This is a genomic window from Reinekea sp. G2M2-21, from assembly GCF_015687175.1.
Lineage (GTDB): Bacteria > Pseudomonadota > Gammaproteobacteria > Pseudomonadales > Natronospirillaceae > Reinekea.
The window spans coordinates 801,761-825,607 of record NZ_JADPQG010000001.1 but is presented as its reverse complement, the minus strand read 5'-3'; the positions used below and the strand labels follow the sequence as shown (position 1 = coordinate 825,607).

Below are 23,847 nucleotides of genomic sequence, written 5' to 3'. Positions count from 1 at the left end.
AAGGCAGTATCGTGTTCTTCAAAAAGTTAATACTTGCAGACAAATAGATTTAGCCGTCGGGCTCGGTTACAGTGTAAAGCTTCGAATAAACCACGGACATTACTGACATCATTATGCGCGCTGCTCTGGCTATCATCTTCGGTCTTTGTGTACCTCTTGCTCTTGCTCCTTTTCATTTCTGGCCGTTGATGTTTATCGGTGTCGGTGGGTTTTTCTGGCTGAGTTTTCAGGCGAGTACGACCAAAGAAGCCGCCTGGTTCGGTTGGTTATATGGCGTCGGCTACTTCACCCTAGGGGTTTCGTGGATTTATGGCAGTATGCAAACGGTGGACACGCCGGTTTGGTTGTCACTTGTGCTCACCGGTGGGTTTTGCCTGCTTATGGCTCTGTTTCACCTGTTCCAAATGTGGTTTTTCCAACGATTTCTGCGTGCCCTGCCGCTTGCCCTGCTCTTGGTCTCGCCGCTGTGGTGGGTCATTAACGAATGGATACGGGAATGGTTTTTGACCGGCATGCCCTGGCTGTTGGCCGGTTATGCTTTTACGGACTTAGCTATTGGTCAATTGGCTGCCGTCGTCGGGATTTACGGCCTGAGCCTGATGTTAGCACTCAGCAGCGCATGGTTGTTGAAGTCATTGTTGCACTGGGCTCGTCATCGAACGGTTAGGTCCTTCAGCTACGCAGGAGTTGCCCTCGGTTTTCTGGCGTTACTCTTTCTACTCGGCATCGCCAAACCAGCCTCTAGCTGGACCCAGGAATTGCGCACGCTGAAAACAGCCGCTGTACAGAGTAATGTCGATCAGCGCACCAAATGGAGCAGCGCACAACAGACACCCACGCTGAATTTTTATGGGACTTCTATTGGAGCGATGACCGACATCGACCTGGTCCTGTGGCCCGAAGCCGCCATGACCCGGCGACCAGAGCAGATACCTTATTTCATGAGTCAAATCCAAAACATCGGCGAACAGCGCGACCAAGCTATTATTACCGGCGTCTTATTGCTGAAGGATGGTCGCTTTTATAATTCGATGAAAGGCTATGGCACCGCCAGTGGCGAATATCTGAAACAGCACCTGGTGCCGTTCGGAGAGTACGTTCCATTGGAAAAATACCTGCGCGGGTTAATCGCTTTTTTCGATTTGCCGATGTCGACCATGTACCCAGCGCCCACCGCACAATCGCCCATTCCCTTTACGCTGGCGGAACAGCCCTATTTTGCGGCACCGGTCATCTGTTATGAAGCGGCCTACCCGGATTTAGTCCGTAACCTGGCCAAAGATGCGGACCTGATAACGGTGGTCAGTAACGATGCTTGGTTCGGCGACTCATTGGGGCCGCATCAACACCTGCAAATCACGCAAATGCGCGCCATTGAAAACGGCCGCTCGGTACTGCGCGCGACCCAAAATGGGGTTTCAGCGCTGATTGACGCCAACGGCACCATTGTGAAACGATCCGAACAATTTGTTGAGGCAGAAGTTATTGGGGAACTGACCTTGCGCAGTGGTCTAACACCCTTCCAGAGGCTGCCCGCAGCAACCCCCGTCTATTTGTGCATTCTCGTGTTGGCGGGTCTGTGGGTATTTGCCCGTCGCGCGGCCAGCGAATCTGCAATCGAACAGTGATTAACTGTTTAAACAACCAACAGTTTTTCATAATTTCACCAATTCACTTCATTTTCGAGGTGAATTGGCTGACCTGATCGTCAAGAGTGGGTACACTTGCCAACCATTAAAAATGGGTCAGGTCTGACCGCTGCGTAACCGTTGCCACCCAGCCTGATCACTAATAACAAGCCTGCCGGGTAAACAGCTCAAAAAGCAGGTAAACAAAAACCACATGGGACACACCTTGTCAGCGCTGGCCGGTCGTGTGTTACAGATTCGTGGAGAGTCAAACAATATGTCATCTATGATCGAGGTCAGGAACGTCGAGAAATCGTTCGGTCGCCTGAAAGTCATCAATGATTGCAGTTTTAACATTGAAAAAGGGTCCATTACCGGCATGATCGGTCCAAATGGCGCCGGTAAATCCACTATTTTCAACATCATCGCAGGAACATTCCCGCTCGACAGCGGCCGTATTATTCTCGATGGTGAAGATGTTACAAACCTTGCAGCCAACCAGCTCTTTGACAAAGGGCTACTCCGTACCTTCCAGATTGCACATGAGTTTTCGCAGATGTCTGCGCTGGAGAACCTGATGATGGTTCCATCGCGACAATTGGGCGAAAATTTATTCAACACCTGGTTTAAACCCAGCCAAATCCGAGTTCAGGAAACGGAAATCCGCCAGAAAGCGTTAGAAGTCATCGACTATATCGGGCTTGATCACGTGAAAAATGAACTGGCGGGGAATCTGTCCGGTGGGCAAAAAAAGCTACTGGAATTGGGTCGCACCATGATGACCGATTCCAAAGTGGTCTTGCTCGACGAAGTCGCCGCCGGTGTAAACCGAACGCTGCTGACTGGTTTAACCGATAACATCCTGCGCATGAACCGAGACTTGGGTGTCACCTTCCTGGTTATCGAACACGATATGGACATGATCGCCAAACTCTGCGATCCGGTCATCGTACTGGCCCAAGGCAGTGTCATGGTAGAGGGCAAAATCGAAGACATCCAGAACAATCCAAAAGTGATCGAAGCCTATTTTGGCAGTGACGCCGCATAATTCGTTGGAGAGCGCATGGCTATTTTAGAAACCAATAACATTCATGCCGGCTACGGTGGCATGAATATCCTTAATGGCGTCAACATGTCCATCGACGCCGGTGAGATCGGTGTCATTGTCGGGCCAAATGGTGCCGGTAAATCGACCTCGTTAAAAGCTATTTTCGGTCTGCTACACGTCAGCGAAGGCTTTATCGAACTGAATGGTGAAACCATCACCAATGCCGACCCGAATACCCTGGTGAAACTGGGTATGGCGTTTGTGCCGCAGGAAAAAAATGTCTTTGTCAGCCTGACGGTTGAAGAAAACCTCGAAATGGGCGCGTTTTTACGCAAAGACAATTTCCAGCACACGTTGGAGTCGGTCTACCATTATTTCCCTGACCTGAAAGACAAACGCTATCAGCCCGCGGGTGAACTTTCCGGTGGTCAGCGGCAGATGGTCGCCATGGGCCGCGCATTGATGATTGAACCGAAAGTGTTGCTACTCGATGAACCGACAGCAGGCCTGTCTCCACTGTATATGAATGAAATTTTTGACCGCATCGTGACGATTAACCGCGAAGGCGTCGGCATTCTGATGGTGGAACAAAACGCCAAACAAGCACTGCGTATTGCGCACAAAGGTTTTGTCTTGGCTGCGGGCCGTAATCGTTTTACCGATACCGGCGAAAATTTATTGAACGATCCGGAAGTCGCTAAAAGCTTCCTTGGCGGATGATGGACGGGAGATACCTGACGTGAACGAACTCGTATTTTTTATTAACAAAGTGATGATCTCCGGCGCGGTGATCGGCGCGATTTACGCGATGGGTGCCATTGGCATTACCCTCGTGTTCAGCATTCTGCGTTTTGCACACTTTGCTCACGGTGACTTGATGACCACAGGCGCCTTTCTGACTTTTTTCCTGACGGCGATGTTTCCAGCTGCAGGTCCCGCGATCGGCTTACCAACGGCCTTCGTCATGCTACCCATCGCCATGGTGATAACGAGTCTACTGGCGGTCAGCATCGACAAGGCCTTCTATAAACCCTTGCGCGAACACAACGTCAAGCCCATTGTCATTGTGATGGCATCCATCGGTGTAACCTTCATGTTGCAGGGTCTGGTACGGTTGTTTTTCGGTACCGGCTCTCGCAACCTGTATATCGACGATCGTAAGGAGATTTTCCGCCTAGATCTTCCTTTTGAACTGGCCTCACGCAAGTTAGTCATTACCGAGCCACAGATTCTGTTGTTTGTTTTTATGATCATAGCCGTTGTAGCGCTGCATCTTTTCCTGACCAAATCGCGGTTGGGTAAGGCCATGCGCGCCATGTCCGATAACGCAGATCTCGCACGGGTGTCGGGCATCAATGTCAACACGGTAGTCATTGTCACCTGGGTTATCGCCGGTTCACTGGCAACCGCTGCAGGTACCTTGCTGTCACTCGATGTCGCTTTAAAGCCTGACTTAAGCTTCAACATTCTGTTGCCCATTTTCGCAGCCGCTATCGTCGGTGGTGTCGGTCATGTTTATGGCGCGGTCATCGGTGGCTTCGTGGTCGGGTTTGCCGAATCACTGGCGGTATTTAACTGGGCGATTCTATTACGCCCAATGGCTGAAAAATGGGGCTGGGATTTACCCGCGAATCTGGCACTGGTGCCGACGGAATATAAAATCACGGTGCCGTTCTTTATATTAATTGCCATTCTGGTTATGCGTCCGACCGGTATTTTGAAAGGGAAGGTGCTCTGATGTTTGCGAACTACAAACGAGAAGTTATTCTGTTTTCAGGTCTGTTCCTGCTCATTATGCTGGTCATGACCTTCATGGGCGCTGCCTACAGCACACGTATGTTGGTCGAAGCAGCCTGTTACGCCATTATTGCGCTTGGCCTGACTATTCAATGGGGTTATGCCGGTCTGTTTAACGCGGGCATCATGGGATTTATTGCTTTGGGTGGCTTTATCACCATGCTGTTCAGCTTTCCGGTGAACGAAGACTTCTGGGCGTCGGGTCACGCGTCCGACCTTGGCAGCGTTTTCTTCAAACTCGTGCTCGGCATCGCGTTGATCTGGGGGTCAATCAAACTGACCCGTTTCGGGGTCGCACAGAAATGGCAACGACTGATTACTCTGATTTTAATCGGTGCGGTTTACATCACCTTCATGGCTTCACTCGACCCCGTTGCGAACGCTATTGAAAAAGATGTCGGTTTCATTGGTGGTTTTGGTTTGCCCGTCTGGTTAGGCTGGTTAGTCGGCGGTGTTGCTGCTGGTGCTATTTCCTATGGCATTGGTCATATCTGCCTTGGACTACGCAGTGACTACCTTGCCATTGCCACACTGGGAATCGCCGAGATTATCAAAGCCTTCCTGAAGAACGCGGACTGGTTAACGCATGGCACGTTAACCGTGTCTCCCCTACCGTGGCCAACACCGGGACCGTCAGATCTTGGTTTCATTATGGCTCGGGCACTCTACTTGTCTCTGACGGCAGCCATGATTGCGATCATTTTCTTCCTGCTGACCCGGGCCTACAACGCGCCCTGGGGCCGTATGTTGCGCGCAATCCGCGATAATGAAACATCGTCTCTGGCAATGGGTAAAAACGTGAACGGTCGTCGCCTGGAAGTGTTCATATTCGGTTCGTTTTTGATGGGTGTTGGCGGTGCAGTGCTGACTACATTCAACGGTATTTTCGATCCCTCAGGCTACATTCCGTTGAACCATACCTTCCTGATTTGGGTTATGGTTATTCTGGGCGGCGCGGGTAACAACCTGGGCACATTGTTTGGTGCGGTGTTTGTTTACATTATTTGGACCATGTCCGAGCCTGTCGCACTTTGGGTGTTCGATGTTGTTCGTCATCTGGGTGAAAGCTGGTTTGACTGGCAGGCACCCGGTGACCTGGATAGCCGGGCACTACAGGCACGGGTTTTTGTTATCGGCTTAACCATCACTCTGGTGCTGCGCTATGCACCGAAGGGGGTTATCCCAGAACGCATCGTGCATCACACCTGACGGCACCTCCAGACGAAAAAGCTAGCGAGCTGGCTTTTTCGTCTTTCAGATGGGTCTCTCATCAGTCTTCATGCAACCCCTCGACAAATTGAGTCTATACTTTGACTCTCTACCCCATTCAATCGTCATTCAAGTATTTTAAACAATGAGCCGGTCAACAAAGTTGGCCAATTGCGTACCACTCTTGATGCAATACTGCAACACACCAGTAACTAAACCAACTGAGCTTCACGCACAGCAAATCCGATGAGCCTCGACATCGAAAACACGGCCTCAACCATGAGGCAAACCAATCAAAGCATAATTGAACAGATCTATTTGACCGCCAATATACTGTCCAAATTAATCGTGGAGCTTCTCAATCATATCGAGCAACAAGCCAGCTTAAGCTGAACGCATGAGCTTTCCAATCATCGCTCTTCGTCAGCCCACTCACGTTGACGCCGACACAGTCACTGTTCTTGTCATTTGTAGCCTGCACCATACCCAGCTTGCGGTTCGGTGCTTAACTCATATCGACAGAACAAACGCGCCCGTTATGTTACCCAGCTGCGGTAAAGGAGTAAGGCTCTTCTTTGAGATGGAGAATGATCCAACAAAGGTTGCCTTTGACCAGCCCAAACCATATCAAAATGAAAGGTTGTTATTCCGAAAAAGCGGTCAAAAATCAGCCCCGTTTCTGGTAAATTTATTGACCTGGATCACATTTCTGATTCTGGTCACTGAAGCCAAAGGGAATTCTGACGTAGGAAGTAGTTACAAATGATCGCCAAAACGCCCACGGGTCGCCAGCTTTTGGCAACCATTGATGCTCAGTTCATCGACATTGTTGGCCCCATCGGTCAATTACTGAAAGAGGACGCGAAACTGCTTTGGCGTCAAAAACAATGGAATGGCCCATCTGCCCTGCGCAACTACATCAAAGCGCTCGCCGCGAATATTGATTCCAAAACAGATCGAGAACGTTTTATTCAACAAAGCAGCCAAACAGTTATGGACGCGGCAGCAAATCACAATAAATCCATGAAAGGGAGGCTTTAAACCATGGCAAAAAAACGCCTGTCGATAAGCGTGCAATTTCTGGTCATTCTCGCGATCATAATGGTGCTGAATGGTGTCGTTTTTTACTACATGCTGAAAAATGTATACCAGCAAGAGTTAAAAGCCCAGGCGCAAACCGTGGTTGCAAATGTCGAAGCCTTTGGTACCTGGGTTGCCAATAATGGACGTGTCTGGGTAAAGGACAATCCGAAAAGCTATTTGGGTAAAGTTTCTGTTGTCGATCCGGAGTTTCCTTCCCAAGCCATTCATTTCTATTCTAAAAATCCTGCTCTGGCGCAACGTGAGTTTTCTGAAACCGTCGCCGCATCCAGCTCACCGGCCAAATTTCGAATGACGTCGACTAACGTGATGAACCCAAACAACGCACCAGACAGTTTTGAGCGTCGGGCTCTGGCCGCAGTCGGTGGCAACACATTGGCGGAATATTTTGAAGTAGTAGGCAACGATTACCGCTACGCCAAACCGGTCTATCACAACGCATCCTGTATTGCCTGTCATGGCGACGCGAGCACAGCCCCGGCGGACGTCATTGAACGTTATGGACGTAACAACGGTTTTGGTTTTAAAGAGGGAGACGTCGCCGGTATCATCAGTGTGACCATTCCGCAGCGAAATCTGTTCAGTGGAGCAGTATCCGTTTTTGGGTTAATTGAAGTACTTGCCATTGGTGCGTCCGTGTTACTGATTCTCTGGTTTGTCCGTCAACGGATTATTGTTCCAGTACGAACCATAACCAGTATGGCTGAGAAAATATCCAAAGGTGAAAGTGCCGATGTCGCCTCCATTGGCATCGACTCCAACAGTAAAAACGAAATTGATCAGCTGACCCTGGCAACCAATCGCATGGCCACCAGTTTCGGCTTAGCGATGAAAAAGATGAATGAATCTCGTAAAGCAGCGCAGCAAGCCATTCGAGTAGCCAAGACACTGAAAGCACAGCAAGGGAAAGAATAAATCCCTACTGCTCGGTGATCCCACTTGATGCCGATAATCCGGTTCTACATCGGTCATGTAATACAGACTTTGGCATTTAGAGGATCGTGACCGAACAAACAAAAAACGCAGCCAATGGCTGCGTTTTTTTGCTATGCAGAGTTGATTATTTCAACACGCCTTTTTCAACAAATGATCCGTTCATCACGGTCATCTCGACGATCAGACCCGGTACGTCACCGTTGGCATCAAATTCATGATTACCAGATGCACCTTCATAGTTGATGTCTTTGCCGTCAGCAATGGCTTTCTTCGCTTTTTCCCATTCGCCCGGCAAAATGACCACACCAGGCGCTGAAGAAACTTTGCGCAAGGCTGCGCTCAGACCATCAACCGATGCAGATCCATTTTCTTCAATGGCCAATGCCAGCAAGAATGCTGCGTCGTAGGACTGTGCCGCGAAAACAGCTTTTGGATCCAACGCCAATGACGTCATCGCCTGTTCAAACGCATCCAGACCTGGAACGTCTGGGATACCTGGCTTGGTAGCAATCATGCCATCCAGAACATCGGCGCCAACCGCGTCAACCAAAGCTTGACCCACCATACCGTCACCACCGACGAAAGTTGTGAAGTCACCGGCTTCATAAGCCTGACGCAAAATGGTTTGACCTGACCCGTCAGCATACGCCAACACGACCAGCGTTTGCGTTCCGGTCGAAGCCAGAGAACCCAATTCTGCTCGATAGTCGGCTTTACCATCTTCATGCGCTTCATTAGCGGTTACAGTGCCTTTAAAGTTCGCTTCAAGAGCATCCGCGAAACCTTTACCGTAATCGTTGTTCACGTAGGTAATTGCGATTTCATCGATACCTTTTGATGCCAACAATTTCGCCAGCATTTCCCCTTGGTAAGCGTCCGATGGTGCAGTACGGAACACCAGGTCATTGTCATCCAAACCGGTTAAGGCAGGTGACGTAGAGGCCGGAGATACCATGGGCACACCCGCTGGCACAGCAACATTATTCGCCGCAGCGATGGTAGCGCCTGAACACAAACCACCCACGATTGCGATCACTCCGTCTGAGTTAATCAGTCGGTCCGCGCCATTAGATGCTGCAGACGCGTCCACACAGGTCGTGTCGGCACTTGGCATGGTGAGAATATCACCATCCAGAATACCACCCTGCACGTTCACCTGCGCAATAGCGACTTTTGCACCTTCAAAAATAGGTGGCGTTAAACTTTCAATAGGACCCGTAAAGCCGCCCAGAAACCCGATTTTTACCTCAGCTTGAGCGACGCTCATTAAAGAAGCAGCTGCAATAGCAACGCCTAAAACTTTTTTATTTATCATTTTGATCTCTCTTTTATTCTTATGCCCTTGGGACGCAGGTCATGTTGCGTAAGTTTTTATGGAAATACAAGTGTAAAGCGCGACTCCGATGGCAGCGGCGTTGAATCGTTCATTTTTCATTCAGCCTGAAGCCGTTTAAATGCACATTATTGCGCCTGCAACCAAAGCGCGGCATCGATCCGCTCACCATGCAGATTCATACGCCAGTCCAGATGAGGTCCGGTTACCCGGCCAGTGGCGCCAACAAGGCCGATGACAGCGCCTTGCTCAACAATATCGCCAGGCTTCACCAGTAATCGCGACAAATGTAAAAAACTACTGGTTAAACCCCCTCCATGGTCCAGCACAATAGTGCCACCACTGAAATAAAGATCAGCCTCCGCAAGCACGACCTTGCCGCCAGCGGGTGCTATCACTTTGGTACCGGTAGGGGCTGCGTAGTCAATGCCCCAGTGCGGCGATCCCGCGATGCCGTTATAAAAACGCTGACTGCCGTACACACCGGACACCGGTCCTGGTGCCGGGCGGATAAATTGCTGCTCTCGCCAGAACTGGAGCGATGACATTGCTGAACGTGCCCGATTCACTTTCACTGCTTCCGCCGTTATCCGGTCTGTCACCGATACCGGAGGTGTGACCCGACTTTGATCCACGCCATTAACTCGTTGAATAACGTAGCTACGCGTATCTATCCAAATCGCCTCCGTGCGTTCTGTTCTGTCCCTGTCAACCAGCGTAATCTCGTGCAAGCCGGCGACCTCGCGTCCAAAAGGAATGGCGACAAACCCCTGTTCGTCCACAGCGTAATTTCGCTCCCTGAAAAGCACCTTGGAGCCAGGCTGGGCCTGAATAATGGCGTATCCGCCACTGATAGGTTGGATTTGTATGACAGTCATCAAGTTTGCAGTCGATTGACCGACAAAAGAGGTGAAAAGCAGACAAAAAATCAGCACAATTCGTTTCTGATTGATCAACATCATTATCACTTTCTAATATACAGCTAAATTTCAACACCATTAATTCCTATAGCTTAGCTGAATGCTGTCTATAGTTAATCGAAACGATGCAAACCCTATTTAAAAACTGAAAATCCAACACAATCAGGCTGGACAATGTCTCAAAATATTTTAGTCATCAACTCTGGAAGCTCCTCAATAAAATTCTCCCTTTTCGATATGACCACAGAAGCAGAACGAGCCAGTGGACTAGCGGAACGATTGGGCAGCGATGAAGCGGTACTGACCGTGAAAACGGCAAACCAAAAAAACACAGTTGAGCTTACTGAAAGCGACTATCGATCGACTCTGCAGGTCATCATATCCGCACTCACTGAAGCAGGCTTATTAGAAACGCTGCCCATAGCGATTGGTCACCGTGTCGTTCATGGCGGCGAAGCCTTCAGTGACCCGGTTGTAATCACCCGTGACGTTATGGATAAAATTCGCGATTGCATACCGTTGGCCCCCCTACATAATCCGGCCAATCTGGCGGGTATAGAAGCAATTGAGGAACTGTACCCCGCTATTCCTCAGGTCGCGGTTTTCGATACAGCGTTTCATCAGACGCTGGCACCAGAAGCCTATCTTTATGGTGTACCCTATTCTTTATATACAGAATTAAAAGTTCGTCGCTATGGTTTTCACGGCGTCAGCCACAAATACGTAGCCGCCGAAGCAGCACGGCGATTGGGCATCAATGACAATCACGGTATTATTTCAGCGCACCTTGGTAACGGTTGTTCAGCAGCAGCCATTGTCAATGGTAAATCCGTTGACACCACCATGGGTTTGACGCCTTTGGAAGGATTGGTGATGGGCACGCGCAGCGGTGACGTTGATCCTGGACTGCACCAATTCCTAAGCCAGCAAAAAGGCTGGGATATCGAGAAGGTCACCGCAGTACTCAACAAAGAAAGCGGCATGTTGGGCTTGAGCGGGCTCTCCAACGACATGCGCACCATCGAACAGGCGGCCGGTGAAGGTCACGCGCAAGCGCAATTGGCATTGGACGTTTTCTGTTTTCGGCTTGCCCGGCAAATCGGCGGCTTGGCGACCTCATTACCGCGGTTCGACGCTCTGGTCTTCACCGGTGGAATCGGTGAAAACTCTCGTTTGATACGAGCCAAAGTGGTCGCGAATCTGAAAATTTTCGGCTTTGAATTAGACTCAGAACTGAACGCCAACAATGGCGACGAACTGGGTCGCATCTCGGCAGCAAATGGTCCTAACATCGTTGTTGTCAACACTAAAGAAGAGTTAATGATTGCTAAAGAATCCTTAGCATTGGTTTAAATTGCACCCCTTACGGAGCAGGTTAACGTGAAATACACATATTTCGTTTCAGCCACAGGCGCAGGTACCGGCTTAACATCGGTTTGCCTAGGCTTGGTTCGTGCACTGGAACAACTGGGCGTCAGAGTCGCTTTCAGCAAACCGATTGCCCAACAGTTTGGTTCCGATGCGGAGCCGGAACGCTCTACCCATCTGGTCAACGCCACCCTGGGTCTGAATCCCGCCAAGCCAATTAAGTTGTCCCTAGCACAACAGCAGTTAGCGTTAGGCCAAACGGATCGTTTGATGGAAGAAATTATTTCCATTGCACAATCTTCCGGTGAAGAAGCAGATGTGCTGATTGTTGAGGGGCTGGTACCCGTTGCCGATGAAAACTACATCGCAGAACTAAACCGCAACATGGCCAAAGCTCTGGACGCCGACGTCATTCTGGTCTCAGCGAAGAACAAAGACAGCACAGCGCAACTCAACGAGCGCATTAAAATGACCGCCAGCCTGTTTGGTGGTACAAACCACAAGCGCGTCATCGGCTGCATTCTGAATAAAGTAGGCGCCCCTGCCCCGTCTAGCCAGCAAGTCATCGCAGAGGAAGATCCGGATCATGATCTGGAATCCCCTCAGAAAGATGTCACAGACAATCTGGCTTCACGCTTGCCTGTGTTTCACGCTGACACGTTCCGTTGCATTGGCTCAGTTTCCTGGAACCCACTGCTGGTTGCTCCGCGAACATCCGATGTTGCAGATCACCTGGGTGCAAAAATCATTAATGAAGGTGCCATTCAAGAACGCAGGGTGCAAAGTATTACTGTCTGCGCCCGCACCATGCCGAACATGTTGCACACCCTGAAAGCCGGCACACTGGTGGTCACACCTGGTGATCGTGATGACATTCTTCTGGCTGCGTGTATGGCAGCGCTCAACGGCGTACCGTTGGCTGGGGTAATTTTAACGGGCGACATTATGCCGATCGACTCGGTTATGGAGTTATGTCATTCTGCATTTTCGACTGGCTTACCGGTATTAACAGCAACCCATAACACCTTCCGATCCGCTCAGCTGCTGAATTCCATGAACACGGAAGTGCCGTCTGACGACGTCACCCGGATGGAGAGCGTAATGGACGCTGTTGCGTCCTCCATCGACGCAAAATGGTTGGCCGAACGGGCGCAGGTGATTGAAGAACGCCGTCTTTCTCCGCCAGCATTCAGACACTTGTTGGTTAAGCGTGCCCGCAAAGCAGCCAAACGAATTATTCTGCCTGAAGGCAACGAACCCCGAACTATTCGCGCGGCTGCGATCTGTCATGAAAAGGGCATAGCGCGCTGTGTACTGCTAGGAAACCCGGAAGAAATCCATCGCGTTGCGCAAAGCCAGGATATTCAACTCCCGGAATCCATTGAAATTATTAATCCGGAAGAAGCCCTGCACGCCTATGTCGAACCGATGGTACGGTTACGTCAGCACAAAGGATTAACAGCGCCAATGGCTGAGGCGCAACTGGAAGACCCTATTGTATTGGGTACAATGATGCTGGCCCTGGACGATGTTGATGGTCTGGTATCCGGTGCCATTCACACCACCGCCAATACTGTGCGCCCTGCTTTGCAGCTGATTAAAACCCGTCCGGAAAGTCGCCTGGTGTCCTCGGTATTCTTCATGCTGTTGCCGGATCAGGCAGTAGTGTATGGCGACTGTGCCATCAACCCGGATCCAAATGCAGAAGAGCTGGCGGACATCGCCATTCAATCGGGCGATTCAGCGAAAGCTTTTGGTATTGAACCACGCATTGCCATGATCAGTTACTCGACTGGGCAATCCGGCAGTGGTAGCGACGTGGAAAAAGTCCGAGAAGCCACCCGCATTGCCAAAGAACGACGCCCCGACCTGTTAATTGACGGTCCGCTGCAATACGACGCGGCCAGTACCCCGTCGGTCGCTGCCAGTAAAGCGCCAGACAGCCAGGTTGCAGGTCGCGCAACCGTCTTTGTATTCCCGGACCTCAATACCGGCAACACAACCTACAAAGCCGTTCAGCGCAGTGCAAATGTGGTCAGCATTGGCCCCATGTTGCAGGGTTTGCGCAAACCAGTGAATGACCTTTCACGAGGTGCACTGGTTGAAGACATCGTCTACACCATTGCCTTAACCGCTATCCAAGCGGCACAAATGGAAGAAAAGTAATCAAATTGACCCGCTACATGCGGGTCTTTTTTTAATCAATCTTTTTCATTCTCTGCCGATATTCTCTGTAAATCGAACTATTCTTTAAATCAGGCGTTATGTCCGATGAGCTGCTAATGCAACAAAATGGACCCTCGCACAGTTGGCTATCCAGATGTAAGGCACAGAACATGAAAAATTTCAGCGTTAAACAGAAAATCACGATAGCGACGGCTCTCGTGGTGTTAATTTCAGTGACTTTTTTTTCCTATATCAACTACACGCGGGCGAAACAACAAATAGTTCAACAAGTGGAAACTGACATTATTAGCATCGGGGAAAACCTGACGACATTTGTCAGTAACTGGATCAGCAGCAAACAGACGATCTTGGCCGCTGCCAGTCAGTTTTCCACAGACAGGTCCAATCACACCCGCATTTTGGAACAAGGGCAAAAGTCCGGTGATTTTCTCTACATGTATATTGGCTCTGAACAGGGTGAAATGATCATGTTTCCCAATGAGGACTTGCCGGCAGACTATGACCCACGTACTCGCCCCTGGTACAAACAAGCCAAGCAACAAAACCGCGCAATTCTAACCGCGCCGTATGTGGATGCTTCCAGCGGTGAACTCATCGTTTCTTTTGCCCGCCCTACTGGACTGGGGGTGATTGCAGCCGATGTAAAAATGAATGTCGTGGCCACAGAAATATTAAGCGTTGCCTTGGGCAAGAGTGGTGAAGCTTTTTTAATTGACAACGCCAACGCCATTTTAATTCATGAGAATCAAGACTACTATGAGCAAAAACTGAATGATTTGGTGTCAGAAGGCCAAATTGACAACTCTGTTTCCACCGTTGTATTCGAAGGCACCGAAAAACTGGCTGCGTCCTTTCCAATAGCGAACACACCTTGGTCTATCGTCGTGAGCGTCGACAAAGATGAAGCCTTGGGCGAGTTAACCAACCTCACCATTCAGAACTTCATTTCTACGATAGTCACAATCGCGGTGGTAACCTTGGTCGTTGGGTTATTGATTAACGTACTGTTAAATCCTTTGAAAAACCTGGCCGATGCGATGGAAGACATTGCCAAAGGCGATGCAGACTTAACGCAACGACTCGCGGTCAATTCCAACGATGAAATAGGCACCTTAAGCCAGTATTTCAACAACTTTGTTGAATCCATCCACACCATGGTGACGGACGTTATTGCATCTGCAAACCAACTGGAAAATATTTCCAACCAAACCAAATCTGTCGCCGGTGAAAATAACCAGGCCATTCAAAGTCAGCAAAGTGAGATTACTCAAGTCGCCGCGGCGATCCATGAAATGTCAGCGACCTCGGCCACTGTAGCAGAAAACGCCCGGGTAACAGCAGAGTCCGCAACCAGCGTCCAAAGTGAAACGGAGCACAGTGAAGTCAATGCCCTGGACAACCAAAAGCGAATGCAGACGTTAACCAGTCAGATTGATGAAACCACCGTGGTCATTAACAAACTGAATGAGCAGGCCATGCAAATCAATACCATCCTGGCGACTATCCAGGGAATTGCGGAGCAAACGAACTTACTGGCTTTAAACGCAGCAATTGAAGCGGCCCGAGCCGGTGATCAGGGACGAGGTTTCGCAGTAGTTGCCGACGAAGTGCGCGCCTTATCACAACGCACTCACGAAGCGACCGGCGAGATCCAATCGATGATTGAAGCATTGAGTAATCAAACATCCTCCGCAGTGACACAGATGACCAAAAGTAAATCATTGGTTGAAGATACAATGCAAACTGCAGAAGCAGTTTCCAGTAGCCAAGCCAGTATCAAAGCGGCGATACAAGACATTAATCGACAAGCCATTACCATTGCGGAAGCATCCAGGGAACAAAACGCGGCGACCGATGAAATTAATCGAATTTCGCAGGCCATTCAGGATGAGTCGCAACGGCTATCAGAAAACGTACAGTCAGCGTATCAAATGTCTGAACAACTTAATGAGCTGGGTGCAAACGTCCAATCTCATTTACGACGTTTCAGAATCTAATCGCTAGTGAAAGACAAACTGAGCCCTGAATGTAAATCTTAACTAATCAAATCAGGGCTTTCGGAAATTAAAAACGTGTCCAGCCAAATCGAGAAGCTGTGCGGCCGGTTTGAAATTGTTCTGGTGGCACAATGTAGTCCGCAGGCAAAACATGTTTCATATCCTGACTGCTTGCCGCCTCGCGCCAACTGCAACTTGCAATGAGAGTGGATTCCTCGTATTTGAAACCATAGCTACGTTTTACGCGGGTTTGTATGGATTGCAATATGCCTTCCAATGAATCGGCGTCGTCACCGGTCGAAACCGGCAGCGAATCCGACAGCAAACCGATGGCGCGAGTTTTCATTTGCAGCACTGGCGTAGTGTGCGATGAAACCAAGGCCACAACAGTCTTAGGTTTGTGCTGCAACATGTTAACCTGTTCGACTAAGGCGTAGTTGGCTGCCACAATACTGGGACGAATTAAGAACTGTCGACGCAAATGAAAAGCAAAACGACTGCGTAATTCCGCCAATTCGATCGCTGTCGCGACACGATGCGTCGCACGATACCAGATTGCTTTTAAATCATGGATCGACCGAATAGATTCCGGTTCAATTTGACAATTTGCAACATCCTTAATTGCACTGGACATCGCCAGGCCATCCATAGCGCTTGTCTGACACAAGGCTGTGTCCAGATCAAACACCACTAATTGCATATTGGTCACTTCCCAATTGATGATAGAGCTCCTACTAATTTCTTATTTACTTTTTCGTAAGAGTTCAATGAAACTGAAGCGCCATTCTAGAGAATAGTCACTATCGATGAAAGCCCATTTTCTTGACCGAGGTTCGTTTCCATCTCACATAAAAATAACTCCACCCGACAGCCTTTCATCTTGGCGAGCATTTGATCGAACAAACGCTGATCAAACGATTGCTCACTGTCAAAATGCTGAGGTTATTCTGACCAACAAAGTCGTCATTTCCCGGCAACACATTGAACAGTTACCTTATCTGAAACTCATTTGCGTGACGGCCACCGGCACCAACAATGTTGACTTGGACGCATGCAGAGACGCAGGCATTAACGTTATCAACGCAACTGACTACGGAACTCAGTCAGTTGCTGAACATGTGCTAATGCTCATGCTGAGCCTGTCGAGAAACCTAACGACCTATTTAGCCTCGAATCACAATAGATCTTGGTCGAATAGCGCTTTTTTCTGCGACTTGGTCGCGCCAATTCATTTATTGCATAACCGAACGCTGACCATTATCGGCCAAGGCACCTTGGGCAAGGCCGTTGCGAAGCTCGCAACTGCGTTCAATATGAAAATTGTTATTGCGGAACATCGTGGCGCTCAGAAAACCCGACCGGGTTACACACCGTTTGAACAAGCCATAGCACTGGCAGACTTCGTATCTCTGCATTGCCCTTTAACATCTGCCACCGAAAATCTGATCAACCGAGAAACGCTAGGACTGATGAAACCCTCGGCTTTCTTAGTCAATACTGGTCGTGGACCATTGGTAAATGAACAAGATCTATTGGCAGCACTCCAACGAGGTCAGTTAGCCGGCGCTGCACTGGATGTCACAGCCACTGAGCCTCCGCGTCGCGACGGCATCATCTGGCAATTGAACGAGCTACCCAACGTTATCATCACACCACATATCGCTTGGGCTGCAGATGAAGCCATGCAAACTCTGATCGATCAGATCATGAACAAAATAGAGCTTTTTATCGCTGGGAAACCTTTTGATGAATTAGCGAACAAGCGTTCATAAATCCACTTTTTACGCCACAATTAGTTCTTAAAAAGAATAAGTGTATTCTTAAAATTAGCCATATCTCCAAAACCCCCATGAAACCTCAGCTTAAGCTTTCCGCGGAGGGTTGTTGAACAGCCGTATATTAATTTTCGCTTCGTTTCAAGCCCTTGTCTCAGGCCCTATAATATGGGGCATTACACGGGTTTTCTGTGTAGGGTGAAATCACACAGTTCCGCGTTGAAGGAATATGGAATGAGCGTTATTGATTTTCTGAAAGAAAAAAGTGATCGACTTGCGAAAAATCGCGATGAGTTGATGGACATGTTGAACCCGCAATTCAAGGATTATTTCACAGAAGCGATGAACAATGCCCGTAACAGCCAATGGCTGAGCTGGGCGCTGGATCAGAAAAAAATGACCTCAGGTTCTGACGCTTCGCACAATCACGACCAATGGGCGCTGAACAACAACTCTGCTGCGCAGAATATGCTGCAGAAACTGAACAACCAGTTAGGTGAAGTAACCTACATTGGGGATTGGCTAACCGTCGACCAAAAACGGATCAACAACTTTGCCAATGTCACGAATGATCACCAATGGATTCACACCGATCCCGCGAGGGCTAAACAAGAGTCACCATTCCGTGCCACAATTGCTCATGGTTTTCTAACTCTATCGCTCATACCAACACTTACCGGAGCCGTGAATTCAGACACTCCGCCCTATCCTGGCGCTAAGATGGTCGTCAACATGGGGCTCAACAAAGTACGCTACCCCTACCCGGTTAAGGTGGGCTCCAACTTACGTGCGACAAAACGCGTTATTAACGTGACTCCGGTACGTCGGGGTTTGGAAGTCACCGAAGAAATCACCATTGAAATTGAAGGTTGCCGCAGACCAGCTTGTGTCGCGGAAACCCTGATAATGCTTGTGTACTGAGATAGGGCGTCTACATCTGCTTAGCTATTTGTTAAATGCAACATCCGTCACTGCTTCGGTGACGGCCTTTTAAAACCAAAACTCACCCGCTCATTTCCGCCATAATCGACAACCGTTTGTACCTGCTGAAAGCCAGACTGCTGAAGGATTGAGCGCACCGCCTCACCTTGTTGCCAGCCGTGCTCAAAAAACAATGCTCCGTTCTCCTTCAGACAAACAAATGCCTCCACAGCGATCTGCTGAATATCGGAAAGGCCTGAATCGCCGGCAACCAGTGCACTTGCCGGTTCAAAGCGGACATCGCCCTGACTTAAATGCGGATCAGCCACATCAATGTAAGGCGGGTTGCTAACAAAAACCTGCACACTATCCGGCGCAAGCCCGGCACACCAGTGCCGCGTTTCAAAATCAACATTGAGCTTCAATCGTTGCGCATTTTCTCTGGCCAACTCCACCGCCGCTTGCAAACGATCGGTACCCGTCACCTGCCAGTTTGGCCGTTCGGACTTTAAAGCCAACGCTATGGCTCCAGTGCCGGTACCTAAATCAATACACCGGATGGGTTGCTGATCAAAATGCGACAACACGGTTTCGACCAGCACCTCTGTGTCGGGTCTCGGAATCAATGTCGAGGTGTCCGTCTTAATGGTTAACGACCAGAACTCGCGTTCACCAACAAGATAAGCAATAGGCTCTCCCTGCGCGCGCCGATCAAGCAAATCTGTAAAAAGGGAATACTGCTCAGGCGTTAAACTGGTTTCAGGCCAGGTAAACAGAAACGTACGGTCTTTCTGCAGGGCGAAGGCGAGAAGCACATCGATATCGATAGGGTCCACACCTTGCGATAGCGCCTGTCGTTTGACAGACGCTATGGAGTGATCACTCACGATTGACCCATCTCAGCGAACAGCTGTGCCTGATGTTCCTGCAGCAATGGTTGGACCACATGCTCCAATTGACCGCCTAAAATCTCATCCAACTTATACAGTGTCAGATTAATGCGATGATCGGTTACGCGCCCTTGCGGAAAATTATAGGTTCGGATACGTTCCGATCGATCGCCAGAACCCACCAGTGATTTCCTCTGGTCGGCCTGCTCTTTAGCCGCTGCGCTTTCTTGCACATCTTTCAGTTTTGCCGCGAGCAAAGACATCGCTCGCGCCTTGTTTTTGTGCTGCGAGCGCTCATCTTGGCACTCCACCACGATACCTGTGGGTAAGTGAGTCAAACGGATGGCGGAGTCGGTTTTGTTCACGTGCTGACCACCCGCACCGGAAGCCCTGAAAGTATCCACCCGTAATTCATTTTTATCGATTTCAACGGCTTCCAGTTCGTCGGCTTCTGGCATCACCGCTACTGTACAAGCCGATGTATGAATACGCCCCTGACTTTCCGTTTCGGGAACACGTTGTACACGATGCGCACCGGATTCAAACTTTAATTGGGAATACACGTTGGCGCCGGACACTCGGGAAATCACTTCTTTATAGCCCCCGTGCTCGCCTTCGCTGGCCGACAACACCTCAACTCGCCACCCCATTTTTTCAGCGTACCGAGAATACATACGAAACAGATCGCCGGAAAAAATAGAGGCTTCATCACCACCAGTTCCAGCACGAATTTCGAGGAACACGTTCTTGCCATCGTTGGGATCCTTCGGCAACAGCAAAATTTGCAATTGCTCGTCGAGCTGTTGGCGTTTTTCCTGCGCTATTTTCAACTCTTCTTTGCCCATATCCCGCATGTCAGGGTCGTCATCTTCACACAATGTCTGCGCTTCGAAGATATCTTCCTCGCATGCATTGTACTGTGCAAAACACAAGACAACATCTTCCAGTTCTGCGTATTCCTGCGAATACTTGCGAAATGTATCCTGGTCGCCAATAACGTCAGGCTGTGACAGTAACATGCCCAGTTCTTCATAACGTTCAGACAACTCGGTGAGTTTATAACGGATGGATTCTTTCATGATGACCTTAGGTGTCGATATCAAATAAACGCAATGCCCACTCACTTGCGTCTTCCTCACCTTGTTGGTGAGCATTGCGCAATGCAACGGTAGGACCATGCATCAATTTATTGGTAATATTGTGCGCCAGTTGTTTGGCAACATCTTCCGGATTTTGACCGGCAGCGAGCGCTCTCGTGGCTTTTTCCAATTCAGCATCCTTAATGGCATTCGCACGATTGCGAATCACCTTAATGGCATCGGATGCCGTGCGCGCTTGAATGTTATGAATAAAGTTTTCGGTTTGCTCAGCAATAATTGATTGCGCGGCAACAGCTGCTTTTTCTCGCGTGCGCCGGTTGTCTTCAATAACGGAACGTAAGTCATCAACCGTGTACAGGAAAACATCCTGTAAGTCAGCAACTTCGCTTTCTATATCCCGAGGAACGGCAATATCCACCATAAAAACCGGTTTATGTTTGCGGCGTTTTAACGCCCGCTCAACCATTCCCTTTCCAATTAACGGCAACTGGCTCGCAGTAGATGAAATGACAATATCAGCATTGGGCAGCTCGGCGGGAATATCAGATAACAAGCAGGCACGAGCATTAAATTCTTTGGCGAGGGTTTCGGCGCGTGCCAGCGTTCGATTGGCCACCGTTAATTGTGTTAGCCCTTTTTCCCGTAAATGCCGGGCCACTAGATCAATGGTTTCGCCTGCCCCAACCAATAAAGCACGACAGTCTGCCAAATCGGAAAATATGCGTGTCGCCAGACTCACTGCGGCAAAGGCAACACTCACAGCATTCTCACCAATAGCCGTCTCTGTGCGCACTTTTTTAGCCACTTTAAAACTGTGTTGAAACATATAGTTCAGCATAGAGCCAACGGCGTGATGCTCCTGCGCAACGGCATATGCGGATTTCAATTGACCCAGAATCTGAGGTTCGCCCAGAACCATACTGTCTAACCCCGAGGCAACTTGGCTAATATGTGATACCGCCTGCTCGTCGGCATGCACGTATATGCTTTCACGTAATTCTTTGGGGTCCAGATGGTGTAACTCAGATAACCAGTGAACGACCTGTTCCGATGCTTTAAGCTGGTCATCGGTATAACAATAAATTTCACTGCGATTGCAGGTCGACAAAATGACAGATTCGTGGATGCCCGGTAAATCTAAGACAGCTTTCAGCGCCTCAGACATCGTCTCTGGGGTAAAACTCACCTTTTCACGCACTTCCACCGACGCGGTGTTGTGATTAATCCCAATGGCCAACAAAGACATGCCGTAGGTAGAACCTTCATTGTGTAAAAACGCGGTATTCTAACGGCTTTACCGAAAATAGGCGATAAGACCTATGCTAATATCGTTTTAAATCATGTAAAACTTGCCACCTTGTTATCAGGTATTTTATGGCCTTTAAAGCACACACGCATTTTTTCACGACGTTTTCCGCTGCCGTACTGTTCAGTTCTTGCGCACAAATGGCAACCAGTTCAGATCAAGTGTCAGTACCGGCGACTCAACCGACCACCCCCATTGTGGCAGAAGAACTCAGCGGAGAAAGCCTGTTTCAATTGTTGCTGGCAGAAATAGCAACCAATCGGCAACAGTTCGGTGCTGCTGCTTCGCTGTACAGCGAAATTGGTGAAAATCATAACGACGTGGCGGCCATTCAGCGGGCGGCAGCATTAAATCAGTCGATTGGTGATTATCCCCGTATGTTTTCTCTGACCAGCCGATGGATAGAACTCAGACCAGACGATACCGCCGCTTTACAAGCTCATAGCCTCAGCGCCATCGCCACTGGTCAACTGGACATCGCCAACACCAGCGTTGAACACTGGATGACCAGAGACCCAGAGGCCGATGTCAGTTTGCTTTTGCCCGGGTTGCAGAACCTAACCGCCGATCAGCTTAAGTCGGCGGCTGACATACTCGCCACCGTGCAAATGCAACACAAAAAGTCGGCCAGTTTGTATTACACCAGAAGCCGGATCGCACTGGCACTGAATGATATTGATCAGGCCATGACCCTGGCGAACGAATCTCTGGCCATCCATGACAATCTGCAGGTCAACCTGTTTAAGTTTCAACTTCTGCAAACCGTCGGCAAATTGGATGAAGCCAAAACCCTGATCAGTAAACTGGACAAAAAACACCCAGAGAACCGACAAGTCGCGGTACAATACGCGCGTTTTCTGTTTCGAAATGAGCCTCAGAATCTGAGCGCACTTGAAAAACTACACAACCGTTTTTCAACCGAACCGACCATTTCCCGGACCTATGCCCGTGCTGCCTTCGACGCCCAAGAGTACGACGCAGCACAGGCCGTTTACCAACATCTGCTTGAGCTGGGTTACAGCGATGAAGCCCACTATTTTTTAGGCCGTATTGACCTGGTTAACGCGATGACAGAATCAGCGATCAACCACTTTGAATCGGTTCAGCAATCCCCTTTCCGCAGTTCAGCCATTGCGGAATGGGTTTCGTTAGCCCGCCCGGAAGACGAAGCCAGAATCATGATCGCCATTGCTGACAGTAAGCAAACACTACAGGAGCAAGCGCCTGTTTTCTGGCGTTTGGAAGCCAATTACTTCCAATTAACGGACCAGAATGAAAGAGCCTGGACCACGTTAGAACAAGCGTTAGTTGAGTATCCCCAAAGTGTTCCGTTGCTTTACGATCAGGCGATGATCGCAGCCAACGAACAGCGTAACGATGTGATGGAACGCAACCTGGTGACCATCCTCGAACTCGAACCCAACAACGTCAATGCACTTAACGCTTTGGGATATTCATGGGCCGACACCAATAAAAACCTGACATTAGCAGGTGATTATATCGACCAGGCACTGGCAGCGGAACCAGATAACCCTGCGTTCCAGGACTCCAAAGGCTGGCACCTTTATCGGATCGGCAAACTTACTCAGGCATTGGAATGGCTTCAGAAAGCTTACAGTCAAATGGAAAATGACGAAGTTGCTGCCCACATCGCAGAAGTTCTGTGGGTCTTGGATCGCAAAGCTGAAGCAAAGCAGTTTTTGCAAGAAATTGAGCGAATTAACCCTTCCAGCCGTTACCTGGATATTTTGAAGGCACTGTTTAATGAATAGCCGCCTGCGACTGCTTATTATGGCGGCCACAATGTTACTACTCTCCGCCTGCAGTACCTTCCGGACACAGCCGACGCCAGCCGACTTGGACTGGTCATTTACCGGAAAAATGGCCATCCGCAATGAAACGGAAGCACAGAGCTTCAATGTTGACTGGCTGCAGATGGGTGAAACTTTTCAAATCAGGCTCTATGGTCCGCTCGGTCAGGGCGAGGTCATCATTAAAGGAAACCCGCAACAAGTGACGCTGATAAAAGGTGATCAGCGGCTGGAATCCCACAGCCTGAATGGACTGCTGTACGAGTCAACGGGCATGGATTTGCCATTGGATCACCTGCAATATTGGGTCCGTGCCAAACCCATGCCGTTTGAGACGCACCTCGCCAATCTCAACGACTCCGGCCAGGTATCTCAAATTGATCAGTCTGGCTGGACGGTCATCATCAGCGATTATTTCGATGAAACGACTCCCAGACCCAGAAAACTGTCGTTTGCCAACCAGCGTGACAGCGGTAAACTGGTCATTCGTGAATGGAACGCCCTGACCACCCCCGAATAA

The 23,847-nt window shown here is 49.4% G+C and carries 20 protein-coding genes; 14 read left to right on the top strand and 6 right to left on the bottom strand.

Features of this window, described 5'->3' with window-relative positions; translation table 11 throughout:
• Nucleotides 1–113: 113 nt before the first annotated feature.
• The 7 genes from lnt to IYN85_RS03800 all read left to right on the top strand — a co-directional run bounded on the left by lnt (nt 114) and on the right by IYN85_RS03800 (nt 7,698).
• Nucleotides 114–1,628: an apolipoprotein N-acyltransferase gene (gene lnt, locus IYN85_RS03830; RefSeq protein ID WP_196157503.1), complete on the top strand. Its 1,515-nt coding sequence runs from the start codon at nt 114–116 to the stop codon at nt 1,626–1,628.
• Between the two features lie 277 nt (nt 1,629–1,905).
• Nucleotides 1,906–2,676 (top strand): ABC transporter ATP-binding protein, encoded by a 771-nt coding sequence (locus IYN85_RS03825; RefSeq protein WP_196158481.1) that lies wholly within the window; start codon nt 1,906–1,908, stop codon nt 2,674–2,676.
• Between the two features lie 15 nt (nt 2,677–2,691).
• Nucleotides 2,692–3,396 (top strand): ABC transporter ATP-binding protein, encoded by a 705-nt coding sequence (locus IYN85_RS03820; RefSeq protein ID WP_196157502.1) that lies wholly within the window; start codon nt 2,692–2,694, stop codon nt 3,394–3,396.
• A 19-nt stretch (nt 3,397–3,415) separates the two neighbouring features.
• Nucleotides 3,416–4,414 carry a branched-chain amino acid ABC transporter permease gene (locus IYN85_RS03815; protein WP_196157501.1) on the top strand — a complete coding sequence of 333 codons (999 nt, stop codon included), beginning with the start codon at nt 3,416–3,418 and terminating at the stop codon, nt 4,412–4,414.
• Nucleotides 4,414–5,682 (top strand): branched-chain amino acid ABC transporter permease, encoded by a 1,269-nt coding sequence (locus IYN85_RS03810; protein ID WP_196157500.1) that lies wholly within the window; start codon nt 4,414–4,416, stop codon nt 5,680–5,682. Before IYN85_RS03815 ends, IYN85_RS03810 begins: the two co-directional genes overlap by 1 nt.
• 762 nt (nt 5,683–6,444) lie before the next feature.
• Nucleotides 6,445–6,723 (top strand): hypothetical protein, encoded by a 279-nt coding sequence (locus IYN85_RS03805; protein ID WP_196157499.1) that lies wholly within the window; start codon nt 6,445–6,447, stop codon nt 6,721–6,723.
• A 3-nt stretch (nt 6,724–6,726) separates the two neighbouring features.
• Nucleotides 6,727–7,698, top strand: a complete 972-nt coding sequence (locus IYN85_RS03800; protein ID WP_196157498.1) for a DUF3365 domain-containing protein — start codon at nt 6,727–6,729, stop codon at nt 7,696–7,698.
• A 145-nt stretch (nt 7,699–7,843) separates the two neighbouring features.
• Here the strand turns inward: IYN85_RS03800 and IYN85_RS03795 are convergent, their stop codons facing one another.
• Nucleotides 7,844–9,034, bottom strand: coding sequence for an ABC transporter substrate-binding protein (locus IYN85_RS03795; RefSeq protein WP_196157497.1), 1,191 nt, complete (start codon nt 9,032–9,034; stop codon nt 7,844–7,846).
• Nucleotides 9,035–9,180: 146 nt separating this feature from the next.
• Entirely contained in the window at nt 9,181–9,930 is a 750-nt protein-coding gene (locus tag IYN85_RS03790; protein ID WP_196157496.1) for a M23 family metallopeptidase, read from the bottom strand.
• Nucleotides 9,931–10,146: 216 nt separating this feature from the next.
• On the opposite strand from IYN85_RS03790, the gene IYN85_RS03785 reads away from it, so the two are divergent.
• The 3 genes from IYN85_RS03785 to IYN85_RS03775 all read left to right on the top strand — a co-directional run bounded on the left by IYN85_RS03785 (nt 10,147) and on the right by IYN85_RS03775 (nt 15,524).
• Entirely contained in the window at nt 10,147–11,325 is a 1,179-nt protein-coding gene (locus IYN85_RS03785; RefSeq protein ID WP_196157495.1) for an acetate/propionate family kinase, read from the top strand.
• Between the two features lie 27 nt (nt 11,326–11,352).
• Nucleotides 11,353–13,506 (top strand): phosphate acetyltransferase, encoded by a 2,154-nt coding sequence (pta, locus tag IYN85_RS03780; protein ID WP_196157494.1) that lies wholly within the window; start codon nt 11,353–11,355, stop codon nt 13,504–13,506.
• Between the two features lie 170 nt (nt 13,507–13,676).
• Nucleotides 13,677–15,524 (top strand): methyl-accepting chemotaxis protein, encoded by a 1,848-nt coding sequence (locus tag IYN85_RS03775; protein WP_196157493.1) that lies wholly within the window; start codon nt 13,677–13,679, stop codon nt 15,522–15,524.
• 67 nt (nt 15,525–15,591) lie between these two features.
• On the opposite strand, the gene IYN85_RS03770 is transcribed toward IYN85_RS03775, so the two are convergent.
• Nucleotides 15,592–16,224: a hypothetical protein gene (locus tag IYN85_RS03770; protein WP_196157492.1), complete on the bottom strand. Its 633-nt coding sequence runs from the start codon at nt 16,222–16,224 to the stop codon at nt 15,592–15,594.
• A gap of 106 nt (nt 16,225–16,330) precedes the next feature.
• Here IYN85_RS03770 and IYN85_RS03765 point away from each other — a divergent pair, with 106 nt between their 5' ends.
• Together IYN85_RS03765 and IYN85_RS03760 are read left to right on the top strand one after the other, a co-directional pair.
• Nucleotides 16,331–17,296, top strand: coding sequence for a D-2-hydroxyacid dehydrogenase (locus IYN85_RS03765; protein ID WP_196157491.1), 966 nt, complete (start codon nt 16,331–16,333; stop codon nt 17,294–17,296).
• Nucleotides 17,297–17,533: 237 nt separating this feature from the next.
• Nucleotides 17,534–18,220 carry a MaoC family dehydratase gene (locus IYN85_RS03760; RefSeq protein WP_196157490.1) on the top strand — a complete coding sequence of 229 codons (687 nt, stop codon included), beginning with the start codon at nt 17,534–17,536 and terminating at the stop codon, nt 18,218–18,220.
• A gap of 47 nt (nt 18,221–18,267) precedes the next feature.
• Here the strand turns inward: IYN85_RS03760 and prmC are convergent, their stop codons facing one another.
• From prmC to hemA, 3 genes are read right to left on the bottom strand one after another with little or no spacing between them, the layout of a single operon-like run.
• Nucleotides 18,268–19,107 (bottom strand): peptide chain release factor N(5)-glutamine methyltransferase, encoded by an 840-nt coding sequence (gene prmC / locus IYN85_RS03755; RefSeq protein WP_370592152.1) that lies wholly within the window; start codon nt 19,105–19,107, stop codon nt 18,268–18,270.
• Nucleotides 19,104–20,189, bottom strand: coding sequence for a peptide chain release factor 1 (prfA, locus tag IYN85_RS03750; protein ID WP_196157489.1), 1,086 nt, complete (start codon nt 20,187–20,189; stop codon nt 19,104–19,106). The genes prmC and prfA overlap by 4 nt, the downstream gene beginning before the upstream one ends.
• A gap of 7 nt (nt 20,190–20,196) precedes the next feature.
• Entirely contained in the window at nt 20,197–21,456 is a 1,260-nt protein-coding gene (gene hemA, locus IYN85_RS03745) for a glutamyl-tRNA reductase (RefSeq protein WP_196157488.1), read from the bottom strand.
• Between the two features lie 128 nt (nt 21,457–21,584).
• On the opposite strand from hemA, the gene IYN85_RS03740 reads away from it, so the two are divergent.
• Nucleotides 21,585–23,288 carry a tetratricopeptide repeat protein gene (locus tag IYN85_RS03740; RefSeq protein ID WP_196157487.1) on the top strand — a complete coding sequence of 568 codons (1,704 nt, stop codon included), beginning with the start codon at nt 21,585–21,587 and terminating at the stop codon, nt 23,286–23,288.
• Nucleotides 23,281–23,847: a lipoprotein insertase outer membrane protein LolB gene (gene lolB, locus IYN85_RS03735; RefSeq protein ID WP_196157486.1), complete on the top strand. Its 567-nt coding sequence runs from the start codon at nt 23,281–23,283 to the stop codon at nt 23,845–23,847. The genes IYN85_RS03740 and lolB overlap by 8 nt, the downstream gene beginning before the upstream one ends.